This is a genomic window from Aquiflexum lacus (genome assembly GCF_015476655.1).
Lineage (GTDB): Bacteria > Bacteroidota > Bacteroidia > Cytophagales > Cyclobacteriaceae > Aquiflexum > Aquiflexum lacus.
The window spans coordinates 160,951-175,209 of sequence record NZ_JABFHF010000008.1 but is presented as its reverse complement, the minus strand read 5'-3'; the positions used below and the strand labels follow the sequence as shown (position 1 = coordinate 175,209).

Below are 14,259 nucleotides of genomic sequence, written 5' to 3'. Positions count from 1 at the left end.
TCATGGTTTATTTATCGTCAATTTTTGCCCAATCTTTATATCATTGTTTGATAATCTATTCCATTTCTTGATATCATTAACCGTTACCCCATATTTTTGGCTGATTCTGAAAAGGTTTTCTCCCTGAATTACAGTATGGATGGTTACCTTTGGACTTGATGAGGAGGGGGCAGGGCTGTAAACAGGTGTCGTGGCATTTTGGGAAGAATTAACCGTTGTTGTACTTGACGTTGTTGGCTGCTGATTGTTATATGCAATGACTTTCTTATATTCAGTGGCTGGAATAATGGGAATTTCCTCTCCTCTACTAAGGTGTTCTCTCAAATTAAGCATCATTCCTGCTTTCAAGTCCCTATCATTATTGATCCTGTTTTTTGCTTTTAAGGCAGATAATTTGATTCCATACATTTGGGAAATTGACCAAAGGGTTTCACCGGGAAGAACGACATGTTGCTCTTCTTCAGCTCGGGTTTTCTTAGCTTTGGTGTAGTAATATTGACCGGCCTCTATCTTTTCATTTTTTTCAAGGTCATTGATCCTTCTGAATTTATTTTCTCTAATCCCTATCTGATCTGTGAATTTCTCCTGAGTTGTGGTATTGGCCGCTTTAATACCCTCTATATTATTGACTTTGATCTGATTGGGTTGGGTTGCATTTGTTTGATTGCCGGTGACTTTTGGATAAGCAGTATTGCTGACGTTACTGACCGTAGTCACTGCAGGCTGGGGTGTAGTTAGTGTTTCAGCTATTGCGGGTCTTGCTTGTGGTGTACCTTCCCTTATATACACGATAGAATATGGCCTGTCATCAGGAATATTACCTTTGGCAGTCCATTTGTTATATTCTTTTAAATGGGCTTCTGTAACGCCAAGTCTTGGCGCAAGGGCTTTCAAAGTTGTAGGGCCTTGTATCCTTATTTCTTCCAAATACCCCGAATTACTTGCCAACATGACAGTCGGACTCTCAAAAGCCACCTTGTGGGCAAGGAATTTTTTAAAGTACCAATGCGAATTTCTGTCAATTTCGACTACTTTCTTTCCATTGTATTGTGTTCCAAAATAGCCTCTAGCTCCACCTAAACCCATTTGATAGGCTACCAAAGCACACATCCAATTGTCAAACTGGGCATTGTTTTTTTTCAGATACCTTGCAGCCCCTTGGGTGGAAGTCACGATATTTTTTCTGTCATCAACCTGATTATCTACCCTCAAAAATACTTCTTCTGCTGTCCCTTGTTTGAACTGCCAAAAGCCGACAGCATTTGAGGTGGAAACAGCATCTCCAATCAGACTACTTTCCTGTATGACCAAATATTTAAAATCAGTAGGGACTCCTGCATCTCTCAATTCTCTTTCCACCAATGGCAAGTAAAGATTGACCCTTTCGGCTTTTGCCCTGAAATAGGTAGGACTCCGATAAAGCGCATCCACATCGCTTTGGATTTCTCTTCTTGCCTGTTCATTAATTTTAATAGTCAGGTCAGCAAAACGGAGTTCATTGGGTACTTGTGGGATTTGGGCCATGGCCATGGGGGCCAGCAAAAAAGTAAAACAAATCAGTAAGTTTCTTTTGAAGGGTATTAAATTATTCATGCTCATAGTTTTCTTGCCAGCATTAATCCATCTCTAATAGGTAAAAGGACATTTTCAACACGGGGATCATTCTGTACCATTTTATTGTAATCCAATATGATTTGAGTGTCTTTATCAATCTTTTCCCCTTCTTCGGATATCACTTTGCCGGACCACAATACATTATCCGCCAATATGATGCCACCTTGATTCATTTTTTCAACGACAAGGTTATAATAATTGATATAGTTTGCTTTGTCGGCATCAATAAAGACCATGTCAAATTTCTCATCAATTTTAGGAATGATGTCCATGGCATTTCCTATCCTGTAATCAATTTTGGAAGCCAAACCGGATGTTTCAAAAAATTCCCTCACCATGTCTTCCAACTCCTCATTGATATCCAAAGTGATAAGCCTGCCATTTTCGCCCAATCCTCTAGCCATGCAGATTCCTGAATAACCTGTGAATGTCCCTATTTCCAAGATGACTTGAGGATTCAACATTTTCACCAACATTTCCAAAGTCTTTCCTTGTAAATGGCCGGATAGCATCCTAGGCATCAATACCTTGGCATGGGTTTCCCTCGAAATGTGCCTGAGCAATTCATCCTCTCCGCTGCTGTGGTCTTCACAATATGCTAATAGTTTGGGTAAAAGAAAATCCATTTTCAAGCAGGTGTATAATTCAGGTAACTCAATTGGTCAGGGCTATAAACTTCATTGGCAATATCCATCAAATCTTCTGAGGTCGTTTCCCTGATAATGCCAAAGATAGTATCCAAGGAGTCAATTTTCCCCTTATCCAACAAGTTTTTGGCAAAAACCAACATCAAAGCAGCATAATTTTCTTCAGCCATTGCCATTTGTCCAATAGCTTGTTCTTTGGCCATGTGGAGCTGCATGGTTCCCAACTTTTTGAGCCTCAATTTTTCCATTTCTTTCAGCACAACCTTTTTGGCCCGGTTTGCAGTTTTCTGTTCAGTGCCAAAATATACCCCTACAAAACCTGTGTCAGAGTAGGCTTGATAATGGGATTCCACACTATAGACATAGCCATGTTTTTCCCTTAAGGAAAGATTCAAACGGGAGTTCATACTTGGGCCACCAAGGATATTGTTGAGCAGGTACAATTGAAATCTCCTGGGATCATAAAATGAAAATGCAGGTTTTCCAATGGCACAATGGGCCTGTGTAATTTCCTTTTCAACGATTTTAATCTTTGGTTGATAATTGGTGAATCCGCTTCTGACATAAAGACTCCTTTTTATCGGGATTTCAGCCAGAAAAGACTCAACCTGTAGCAATACTTTTTTGAATGATATATTTCCGATTACCGAGAAAACTATCTGCGTGGTATCTAGGCGGGAAGAAAGAAACTCAAAAAAGTCATCTTGGGTAAAGTTGGCCACTGTTTGCTCAGTCCCCAATATATTTCTGCCCAAAGCATGTCCCTCAAAAATCATCTCATCAAAGTCATCCTGTATGGAATCATCAGGCGAGTCCCGATACATGGCCATTTCCTCCAATATGACCTGTCTCTCCTTGTCAATCTGTTTTTTTGGAAAAGTACTGTTAAAAGTTATATCGCATAAAAGCTCAGCAGCTTTCGGGAAGTGTTCTTTCAAAGTACTTGAATAAAAACAGATTTTTTCCTTGGTAGTATAGGCGTTCAATTCTCCCCCAAGGGATTCCAAACGGTTGATGATATGATAGGCTTTTCTTTTTTTGGTCCCTTTGAAAGCCATATGTTCCCAGAAATGCGCCAAGCCTTCCTGTTCTTTCGATTCATCCCTACTTCCAATGTTCAGTACAAAACCACAATGTACCATCCGGGTATGGGTGACTTCCTGATGTACTATTCGGATACCATTGGGAAGTTCCTTTAAGTTATATTGCATGCTTAATTTTTCCTAGCCTCAAAGTACAAAAATAAAAGACTTATTGAAGTGTTTTTTTACCCAATTGATAAATGGTATTTTTGGTTCAATATCTATTATGCTAATTTCATTCTTCTTTAAGACCAAATATCAGGACACATTATGAGATACACACCTTTATCACAGGACTTTTACATCAAAAACCGTCAAAAATTAAAAGAAAAACTCCTTCCAAAATCTTTGGCAGTATTTCATTCCAATGATATTTTGCCAACCAATGCAGATGGAACGGTACGTTTCCGACAGAATAATGATATTTTTTACCTCACAGGAATTGATCAAGAGGAATCTGTATTGGTGGTTTGTCCGGACTTCCCTGACCCTAATCTACGAGAAGTGCTGTTTTTACGCGAAACCAGCGAGCATATCGCTATTTGGGAAGGCCATAAATATACCAAAGAGGAAGCATTGGCCACTTCAGGTATTGAAAATATCCAATGGATTTCCAATTTTGATGGCGTGTTGAATACATTGATGTCGCTAAGCGATAATGTATTCCTGAACACCAATGAACACCTTCGTGCTGCTGTTGTAGTCGAAACCAGAGATGCCAGATTTATAGAAACCTGCAAAAAAAGGTACCCACTACACCACTATCATCGTGTGGCTCCGATAATGCATGCTTTGAGGGCAGTGAAGGAAAAGGAAGAAACAGACCAAATGCAGATCGCTTGTGATATTACAGAAAAAGGTTTCAGAAGGATCCTTTCTTTTGTAAAGCCAGGCGTAACTGAATATGAGATTGAAGCTGAGTTTATCCATGAGTTTATCCGCAATCGCAGTAGAGGTTTCGCCTATGAACCCATCATAGCCGGTGGAGCCAATGCTTGTGTACTGCATTACATTGAAAACAAGGAAGTCTGTAAAGATGGGGATTTGATACTTATGGATGTCGGGGCGGAGTATGGGAATTATAATGCAGATATGACCAGGACCATTCCAGTTAATGGGAGGTTTACAAAAAGGCAAAAGGAGGTCTATAATGCCGTATTGCGGGTTAAAAGAGGCGCCATGAATATTTTACGGCCAGGAATCAGTATTCAGGATTACCACAAAGAGGTGGGTTTGATGATGCAGTCAGAGTTACTTGAACTGGGCTTAATAGACCAAACTGACATCAAAAATCAGGATCCCAAAACCCCGGCATATAAAAAATATTTTATGCATGGTACTTCACATCACTTGGGATTGGATGTCCATGATGTGGGCACCATGCATGAACCCATCACAGCGGGTATGGTCTTTACAGTTGAGCCTGGGATTTATATACAGGGAGAAGGTTTGGGAGTGAGGTTGGAAAATAATATTGTTATTTTGAAAGACGGGTATTTTGATCTAATGAGGAATATCCCCATAGTCGCTGAAGAAATAGAGGATTTAATGAACTGAGATTTAATTTCGATTAGGGTTTTTATCATAACAGATCCATCTGATCAGTTCATATTTTGTTGCTAAAAGTTATTGGAAACAGAATATTAATGCATATTATTATTTATTTTTAATTATTATAAAAAGTATTTTAATTATTAAAATAATTAAAATATTTAATTTTTAAATATTAATAAATCAGTTATTTATTTTTAAATGCAAATTGAATTTGTTGATAAGTACTTTTCACGATATTTTGGCTGGGGTTTTTGCTATTTTATCAAAAAAAATATGTAATTTCCAAAAAAAAATGAATTACATCCTGACAAAAGTGTTATTCATAAGCTTTTAATTGTTTTCTTAGAGAGTTTTTGGACTAAGATATTTGGATGTAATTATTTGATAATTTAAGTAAAAAAAGATCCTCATTCTTTTAGTCTACTTAATTAATTGAAATTCTTGATTTTTGACCAATTCGATACATAAATTATGAAAAAATCTCTTAATTCATCGCTCCTGTTATTCATCTCAATTTTATTCTTGGCAAGCTGTCAGTATTCTAATCAAGAGGTGGTTTCTGAAAAAATTGACGCGGAATTTAGAAAAGTAAATGTCGAGGATTTTAGGGCCGAACTGCCAGGATACTTTGCAAATCAGCTTGGAGAATTTGAAAAGGCAAGGATCAATAACTATGATGTGGAATTTGTCGGAAGAAATGTAGAAAAAATAGATGGAGTCACAAGTACCACATTCCACTATAAAGTAAGCGGCACCGGAAAATCTTCTGATTTAGAGAAATTTTTTCTTCAGGTTCCTTCTTGTGCCGGAATTCCTACCTCTTGGGAACCGGTCCAATCTTCTAAATTGGATTCAAAAGGGATCACGTGGAGTATAGTAATCGGAAAAGATGAAAGTAAGAGCTTTTCAATGACTTTCCTTGGCGATGTGCCTCTTGGGGTTATCGAAAGCAGCATCACCAGGAATGGCAAAAGAGAAAAATGTAAAATAATGGGCCCTTGCGAAGGCGTGACAGATATTTGTGGAAGCATTTTTATTGATGCCAATGCAGACGGAATCAAACAAAACTCTGAATCAGGAATTCCTGAAACTGAAATATTTTTGAGGGACAAAAAAACAAATAAAATTTTAGGATCAGTAATGACCCTTGAAGATGGTTCTTTTTCTTTCCAAGTTTTGGAAGGTGAATACAATGTTGAAACCGCAGACGAATTGCTCAACCAGAGTTATAAATCAACGACCCCATCGAGCGTGCACTTTTGTACTGATGAGACAGATGGGTCTTGCATCAATTTTGGATTCGAAATAGATTCAGAAAAAATGACCCGTGAATTGGAAGAAGGAATTGTAGAAGGGACCGCTGAATGTGCTGATTATTGGGTCGATCAGTTAAAATATTGTGGAACATCTAAGGGCGATTATACTGAGGCTGAAATTTTAGAATTTCTCAAGCAAATTGAGAAACTCTTGTTGACTGAACCTTTTCAATTTGGAAGCAGAAAAATCAAAACAGCATTAGAAATTTTGGAACCAACAGGAAAGTCTGACATAGAAATGTTCCTTAAAGAATTGCTTACAGCAGAACTTAACGTAGTCAGCCAAAGAGGAGCGCTTAAAGATAATAATGGAGTTCTAATAATATGGGATAATTATAATCAAGCATTATTGATTCATTCTGAAGCCATCGGATGTGAAGAGCTTGGTATTTGTTCAGAAAACCCCAATGACAGAAAATCAAATACCCAAGTTAAAGGTTCAAGAACAATGAATTCAAGGTTGGTTGACACCACAAATACACTTCGTGCATTTAATGGGACCGGAGGAATCAGGAATTAATTAATGTAATTGATTATATTCATTCGATGAATTTCCGTTTTTCTCTAGCCGTTTCTTTTTTATTCATGTATAGTTTCAAAGTGGCAGCCCAAGAGCTGCCCTTTGTTCATTATACTCCTGACAATGAATTGAATCCATTGCCATCAGCAATGGTTACAAATGTTTTTCAAGACAGTGAGGGATTCATATGGATGGCAATTCATTCCTCTGGTTTGGTTCGTTTTGATGGAACCAAAAAGGATCTGTATGGGCAAAAGGATGGCGTAAAGGACCTTGGGGTTTTTCAGGTAGTAGAAGATAAATTAGGCTATCTTTGGGTAACATCCAATTCTGGGCTGGTGGTATCAAAAGAGCCCGTATCTAATTATAAAAATGGGCGGAGGTTGTCTTTTACCTCGGAATTTGAAGGTAAATCCCTCTACTCCGAAATCGTCAATCTCAATCAAATAGCGGTAGATAGCAGTGGGATTGTTTGGGTTGGCACTGTTGGTAAGGGGTTTTTGAAATATCTGATCAATGAAAAAAGCAATTTAGAAGTAGATACTTTAAACATCGAAAAGAAAGGCAATACGCCTCAGCAGATTACCACAGTTTTTTCAGGAAAGAGAGGAATATTGGCGGGGATAGGTGGAGGCCAACTTGTCCGGATATCAGGCAATAAAATCCAATTGCTTTATTCTTCCGGCAAAAACTCTGAAGATCAAAATTTCGCTTCCATTCTGGAAGATGAGAAAGGTAAAATTTGGGCTTACAGGCAAAATGGAGAAGTACTGCTTTTCCAAAATGAATTTAGCAATCCTTTAAAAATTGCTCAATTAAAGCAATCCAATATTGCTAGTCTTGCAACTGTGACTGAAGGTAGTGTTTGGGCAGTGAGCGGAGTCAATGGGATTATCAGATTCAATGATCAAACAGGGGAAATAATTGGTCTTTTTACTCGGTCAAATGGGTTATTAAGCGATAATGTTTTTAATGTAAGCAAAGACAGGGAAGGAAATGTATGGATTGCCCAATCGGGAGGTATTTCTAAGCTCAGGTTTAATTTCAATGCTTTTGAAAATTTTAGTACCCGTTCTATAGCTGGAGAAAAGCCCATTTTACCCTCCGCTAAGGTAAACTCTATACTTATGGATCCTGCCAGTTCTTATCCTTTTCGGGTTTTGGTTGGAACCGAGGGGGGTGTCTCATGTATCTCCGAAGACGGGACATCAACCTATATTACCCAGGCAGATGGTTTAACTGGAGATTGGGTAAACGGTCTTGAATTAGATCTCGAGGGTAGAATTTGGATAGCTACCACACAAGGTTTGAATGGGTTGGTATTCGATCCGAAACTGGTTTTAAAAGATGCAGTTGAACTCAAAATAATCACTATCAATGGGAAAACTGGAATACTGTTTACTATTCCCAACAGTCCACCCATTATTGCTTCCGAAAAATTGGTCATTAAGGGATCCACTGAGACAGAAGATATAAGCTCAATTTGGTTTGCTGGATTAAGGAGTGTAGTAGGAATTGTTTCAGGGAAAATGTATGACTTTGGTATTGAATCAGGGCTTCCTCCTGTATTAAATAAATCGATAGCTATTGATGGAAATGGACACATTTGGGTTGGTACTGTAGACAAAGGAATCTACAGAAGTACCAAAAAAATAACAATAGAATATCTTTCTGAAAATACTGATTTTGAAGGTGAGTCTAAACTTTTTGAGCAGTTCTGGTCAACCCAAAATGGCGCTCCAACTAATCATATTGAAAAATTATTGTGGAAAAACGGTAAAATGTGGGTTGGTACTCAAGAAGGCCTTCTGCAACTTGATCAAGATACAGGGGCCATTTTGAATCATATCACTAAAGAAAATGGATTGCCCGCTAACAATGCGGTTAGTTTTGCCGTGGCACCTAATACTCAAAATCTCTGGGTAGGTACTAATAGCGGTCTTGCGGAAGTTGATATGGACACTGGGGAAGTTCTCAACCAAGTGACCAAACAGGATGGATTGATTGCAAATGAGGTTTGGCTTTATGGTTCTGTAAAAGTAAATGATGAAGGACTTGTTTATTATGGTACTTTCAATGGCCTATCAATTTATAACCCACTGTTGGATAGAAAAAATAACGTTCCACCTGTAGTGGTGCTAACCTCGGCCTTGATATCATACAGAACCGAGGGCCGAAATGAAGCAATTTTTGAATATTCTGCCCTTAGTTTTTCAAATATATCAGGTGTAAAATACAAAACCAGACTTGTAGGTTACGACAATGAGTGGTCTCCTGAGACAAATCAAAAGCGCCTTAGATATACCAATTTGCCCGCTTTTTTTTGGTCCAAATCCTATACACTAGAGGTGGTGGCTATCAATGACAGTGGTGTAGAATCCTCGGAGCCAATGATATATACCTTTTTGGTGAAGCCCATTTGGTGGCTCCGGTGGTGGGCATTTTTGATTTTACTATTCATTTTCAGTGGGGTTATTTTTTCTTTAGACAGAATCCAAAGGAAACGGGTTTTAACAAAAGAGCGGGAAATTGCCAAATTACGGGAAGCCGAACTCCATGCAGAAGCTGCGATAGCCAAGTCATTAGCATCGGAAGCCCAAGCCCAGGCACTTAAAGCCGACAATGAAAAGAAAGCGGTAGAATTGGAGAAAATACAGGAATTGGAAAAAGCCTATCAGGAACTAAAGTCCGCCCAAAACCAGCTCATCCAGGCAGAGAAAATGGCTTCTTTGGGAAGGCTTGCGACTGGTATCGCCCATGAAATAAAGAACCCGCTCAATTTTGTCAACAATTTCGCTTCGCTTTCCAGTGAATTAATTGATGAATTGACCCAAGCAATCAGGGATAATAATCAGGTTGAAATCGACTATTTGATGGAAAACCTAAAAACTAATGCAGGTTTAATCGAGAACCATGGAAAAAGAGCAGATGCAATTGTAAGGTCAATGATGCAGCATACGCGTCTGGGGAAATCAACTTTTGAAATAATTGAAATCAATAATCTTGTCGAAAAATACATCGATCTAACCTACAACAGTAAAGGGGCTCATAATCCAGGATTTTTCTCGGCAATCAAAAAAGATTTCCAGCCAAACCTTAAGAAAGTCAAAATATCGGCCCAAGAGATTGGTCAGGTTCTAATCAATATTATTGGAAATGCATTTGATGCGGTTTGGGAAAAAACCAAAAACAACCCAGAAGGATTTGAACCTGAGGTTTCTATTTCCACATTTATGGAGGGGGATAAGGTAGGAATCAGGATTTCAGATAATGGACCGGGAGTACCAAGTGAGAATCAGGAAAAAATTTTTGAGCCCTTTTTTACTACCAAACCTACAGGAGAAGGTACAGGACTCGGTCTTAGCTTAAGCTATGAAATCATTACCCACGGACATAATGGCTCTTTGCTCTTGGAAAAGAAAAATGGTGAAGGTGCTTCGTTTGTTATTTTACTGCCTGTTTACTAACCTCCTATTTAATGGGATTTTTTTTTGAGAATTAAATTCAAATAACCGCTCCAGATCATTGACCCAAGCCTCCTCTGATATTTTTTCTTTATTGGCATGGTAAAAATAAGCCCTAAACAAAAGTCATCTGAGGCTTATTTGTCTTATTTATTTGAATGAAGGGCGATTTCATTTCCTTCACAATCATGAAACAGAGCCATGAATCCGATATTTGGTGCAATTTCTGTTTTGGATTGAATGATCTTCCCGCCGGCTTTCTCAATTTTATTGAGCTCTACACTAACGTCTTCAGATGAAAAATATATTTTGATGCCCTCAGCACTCGGTTTGTAGTATCCTTCAGCTTTCACAAGACTTCCTCCCGCACCCTGCTTGCTTTCATCCCAAGGAAACCATGCCATGTCGATGGGTCCCATTTGATGACGATCCAATTTACAATCAAACACGGCTTCGTAAAAAGCCATCGCTCTTTCCATATTTTCGACCGGAATCTCGAACCAGCCAACGCTTACATGTCTCATAGTGATTAGGGTTTTAATCCATAAATTTAAATAAATTCGTTCAAAATTTTCCATTTCAAAATACCAGCCTTATGAAAAATAGAAGTCTGAATTCAAGAAGATTATTTTTAAAAACATCCTCAATTGCCGGTATCGGTTTAGGGATTTATGGGAATTCCCTCGGATTTTCTTCTGATGAAATATACGATCCTAAGGGAAAAAAAGTCGGGATTATTGGTCTTGACACCTCCCATAGCATAGCCTTTACCAAAGTGCTGAACGGGCATAAAGATTCCAAAGATTACTTGGGTTATCATGTGGTGGCGGCCTTTCCTTTTGGAAGCAGGGATATCAAATCCAGCATGGATAGAATCCCCGGCTATACCGAGGAGATCAAAAAAATAGGAATTGAAATAGTGAGTTCCATTGCTGAACTTATGGATAGGGTTGATGTGGTCTTATTGGAAACCAATGACGGTAAACTCCATTTGGAACAGGCAATGGAGGTTTTTAAGGCCGGAAAGCGTATGTTTATTGATAAACCCATGACAGCATCCTTGAAAGATGCGATAGCGATTTTTGAGGCAGCTGAAAAATTCAAGATTCCGGTTTTTTCTTCCTCGTCATTAAGGTATATCACCGGAATAGATAAAATCGATAAAAAAACAGTTGTGGGGGCAAGCGCCTTTAGTCCGGCAGAATTGGAACCTACACATCCGGATTTGTTCTGGTATGGCATTCATGGTGTAGAGACATTATTTACGGTGATGGGAACAGGCTGTGAATCTGTAGTAAGGGTCAGTACCAAAGATACCGATGTCGTAGTCGGAACATGGAAGGATGGTCGGATAGGGACATTCAGAGGAACACGATCCGGCAAACATGATTATGGAGGAATGGCATTCACCGAATCAGGAAATATAGTCTTGGGACCTTATGCAGGATATGAACCCCTTTTAGTGGAAATTGTAAAATATTTTGAAACCGGAACTGTTCCGGTACAACCGGAAGAAACCCTTGAAATTTTGGCTTTTATGGAAGCCGCAGATGAAAGCAAAAGGTTGGGAGGGAAAAGTGTGAAATTGAGAGAAGTTTGGGATTAGGCTTAAGGTTAGTACGATTCAGGCAGATTGGAAATGAAGAATTTAAACAACATTAAGTTTAAACAATTCGGATAGGTATAGGAAAAAAATAGTGATTAGAGTAGTTGGTGCTATTGTCCCTTTAGGGACTTAATATGGGTAGAAAAGATCATTTATGGCAATCAGCCGTGCCTTTAGGTATGGAATATATCTACCAGTTTAATTTGGCCAAACTCAATTCTAAAATAATTAAAAGGCCAAGGAAAGATTAAACCTTCCTTGGCCAATTTTCCTTCCAAACCTTAAATTCAGAAAGCGAAACCCTGAACCTTGCAAAACTCCCTTCGTGAATGGAAAGTAATTCACCTTCCACAAATTCGGCAAACTTGTTACGGTCTTCTTTCGCAAGCTTTGCTGCTTTTGATTTGATCAATCCTGAACCTTCTTTGGGACTCAGATTTGCTGAGATGATCTCAGTAATCAGACTTTTGATTTCATCCCTGTATTTGGTCCTGAAAGGATCCGGTTCGCTGACATTCTGTCGAATCGCTGCATAGCGGACCGCCGATTTTTCATAAGCCCACATAAAGATGTCCTTCAACAGATCCATTTGATTCAATTCATAAACCCCAAGAATCCCCTGCGTGTAAAGTTCATTGGGAACTTCCACAAAGGAAATCGGTGAAAGGTTATGCTTGAACAAGGGTATGTTCGCAGCCAATCGGGAAGTCCTTTTATTGACATCATCAAAAGGCTGCAAATAGGGAAGGTGCACCATCATAAAGAATGCCTGTTCAAAGGGATTCTCTATGGCTTTTGCTTTTTCCAAAATCAGATCAAACTGCTCCGCTATCAATTGTGGTATGGACAGCGGCGTATAAGCCGATTGATAAATACCAACCGGAATGGACCTCAACCTTCCGATTGAATCAGGGTCACGCATCAGGTTATCCGCTAGCAATGCATGGAGATTCAACAGGATATACTTGTTGAAATCAAGATCATCGCCCAACTCAACCAAAAACTCAATCGCATCCTTGTGATTGATGATCATTTGGGCCTCCTCCAGTGATTTGCCCTCAGCCGACTCACCCAATTCAATCAACCTTTGGGTATCCAATAAAGAATAGGTATTTCCTTCCAACCTGCTTGAGTTCCAGGACAGGTCAATCAACAACCTGTTCAGGATTTCCTTGGCATGGGTCCCGGCAGGTTGATTTTTATTATTGGTCTGACCCAAAACAGTCAATTTGTGGATTTCATCATAAGTCAGGTAAGCATCAAAATTTGGTCTGTATGATTTCAGAAGGTTCAAATTGTACCCCAACTTTTTTCTATCCGAAAGCGGTTTTGATAAATAGCTGATGATTCCTTTCCCTTCTTTGGAAATTGAGATCCCCTCTTTCTTGGGACGGATAAGCTTTTCCTGCTCTCTTTCCATGACAAGACTTAGCCTATGAGAAATATGGTATTTGGTGGACTTTGATCCACCAGAGGTATAAATTTCTCCTTCCTCCTTCAATGTCTTGAGTCGACGTTGTAAAGTCCTTAGTTCCAAATCCACCCCATCACCTTGCAGGATATCCTCAATGGAAGCACCATAAGGGAATCTCTCTATAATCCCTTTGATAACCAGAAGATCTCTTTTTGTGGATACATTAACCATTGTCGCAAATTTATTTATTCACGACAAAAATACGACATTATTTTATAAAAAGTAAATTAAACGACAATATTTTTAAATTCACGACAATCCTTAATTGTGCAATTATTAAACCCACATTGATATATTTCCAATTGAAAATCAATCCATTATATGTTTTTGAAATATTTTCTTAGTCAGATATTTTTGAAGTTAGGTTTATTAATTGATTTTTAAGGTTAAAATTATCATTTGGTGGAATTTTAAAGACTTTTACTTTTCTATTATGAAACAATATAAAATTTTTGTTTTCTCAATTTTATTTCTGATTTCAGGATTTTCATCTGCACAGACTGAAGATGTACTAAAAATAAATGTTTTAAACCCTGCAATTTCCTATGAAAAAGCCACAGGGTCAAAGACCACTCTGGATGCTAGTTTAGGTTTTGGATATAATTATTCCTATCCGAATCTAACCTTGGCAGCCGATGATGGTTTTCAATATTTGTTTGCCATGTTTGTGGATGTTCAGGCCAGATATTTTTACAACTTCGAAAAAAGACTGGCTAAGAATAAAGCTGTACGACAAAATTCTGGGAATTTTCTGGCATTAAGATTACTCTACACAGGTCCTGGGCCGGAGGAGGCTTCTAGTTTTAACAGGACAAGCAACCATTTCTTTGCAGTAGGGCCGACTTGGGGCCTGCAAAGGGATTATGGGAAAATAAATTTACTGTTCAGCTTAGGGCCGATTCTTTATTTCGATCCGAATGGAAACCGGGGTTTCTTTCCCCTCAATCCTGAAATCAACATAGGGTTCAATTTGAATTAAGTC

Annotated in this window: 10 protein-coding genes; 5 read left to right on the top strand and 5 right to left on the bottom strand. The window is 38.6% G+C overall.

What is annotated here, in order from left to right; genetic code table 11:
- The 3 genes from HMJ38_RS09725 to HMJ38_RS09715 are packed head-to-tail and all read right to left on the bottom strand — an operon-like array spanning position 1 to position 3,472.
- Positions 1 to 1,593 (bottom strand): LysM peptidoglycan-binding domain-containing protein, encoded by a 1,593-nt coding sequence (locus HMJ38_RS09725; protein WP_194974196.1) that lies wholly within the window; start codon positions 1,591 to 1,593, stop codon positions 1 to 3.
- Positions 1,594 to 1,595: 2 nt separating this feature from the next.
- A complete protein-coding gene (locus tag HMJ38_RS09720) occupies positions 1,596 to 2,240 on the bottom strand; it encodes an O-methyltransferase (RefSeq protein WP_194974195.1) in 645 nt (214 codons plus the stop codon).
- Between the two features lie 2 nt (positions 2,241 to 2,242).
- Positions 2,243 to 3,472, bottom strand: a complete 1,230-nt coding sequence (locus HMJ38_RS09715; protein ID WP_194974194.1) for a M16 family metallopeptidase — start codon at positions 3,470 to 3,472, stop codon at positions 2,243 to 2,245.
- A gap of 141 nt (positions 3,473 to 3,613) precedes the next feature.
- On the opposite strand from HMJ38_RS09715, the gene HMJ38_RS09710 reads away from it, so the two are divergent.
- From HMJ38_RS09710 to HMJ38_RS09700, 3 genes are all read left to right on the top strand, one after another.
- A complete protein-coding gene (locus HMJ38_RS09710; protein ID WP_194974193.1) occupies positions 3,614 to 4,900 on the top strand; it encodes an aminopeptidase P family protein in 1,287 nt (428 codons plus the stop codon).
- A gap of 468 nt (positions 4,901 to 5,368) precedes the next feature.
- A complete protein-coding gene (locus HMJ38_RS09705) occupies positions 5,369 to 6,733 on the top strand; it encodes an SdrD B-like domain-containing protein (RefSeq protein WP_194974192.1) in 1,365 nt (454 codons plus the stop codon).
- 65 nt (positions 6,734 to 6,798) lie between these two features.
- Positions 6,799 to 10,200, top strand: coding sequence for a sensor histidine kinase (locus HMJ38_RS09700; protein ID WP_194974191.1), 3,402 nt, complete (start codon positions 6,799 to 6,801; stop codon positions 10,198 to 10,200).
- A 143-nt stretch (positions 10,201 to 10,343) separates the two neighbouring features.
- Here HMJ38_RS09700 and HMJ38_RS09695 read toward each other — a convergent pair whose 3' ends face one another.
- Positions 10,344 to 10,721, bottom strand: a complete 378-nt coding sequence (locus HMJ38_RS09695) for a VOC family protein (protein ID WP_194974190.1) — start codon at positions 10,719 to 10,721, stop codon at positions 10,344 to 10,346.
- A 71-nt stretch (positions 10,722 to 10,792) separates the two neighbouring features.
- Here HMJ38_RS09695 and HMJ38_RS09690 point away from each other — a divergent pair, with 71 nt between their 5' ends.
- On the top strand, positions 10,793 to 11,803 hold the full coding sequence (locus HMJ38_RS09690; RefSeq protein WP_194974189.1) for a Gfo/Idh/MocA family protein: 1,011 nt from the start codon (positions 10,793 to 10,795) through the stop codon (positions 11,801 to 11,803).
- A gap of 247 nt (positions 11,804 to 12,050) precedes the next feature.
- Here HMJ38_RS09690 and HMJ38_RS09685 read toward each other — a convergent pair whose 3' ends face one another.
- Positions 12,051 to 13,448, bottom strand: a complete 1,398-nt coding sequence (locus HMJ38_RS09685; RefSeq protein WP_194974188.1) for a Fic family protein — start codon at positions 13,446 to 13,448, stop codon at positions 12,051 to 12,053.
- A gap of 262 nt (positions 13,449 to 13,710) precedes the next feature.
- Between HMJ38_RS09685 and HMJ38_RS09680 the strand changes: the two genes are divergently transcribed.
- Complete coding sequence (locus HMJ38_RS09680; RefSeq protein WP_194974187.1) at positions 13,711 to 14,256, top strand: hypothetical protein; 546 nt, start codon at positions 13,711 to 13,713, stop codon at positions 14,254 to 14,256.
- The last annotated feature ends 3 nt before the right edge of the window (positions 14,257 to 14,259 follow it).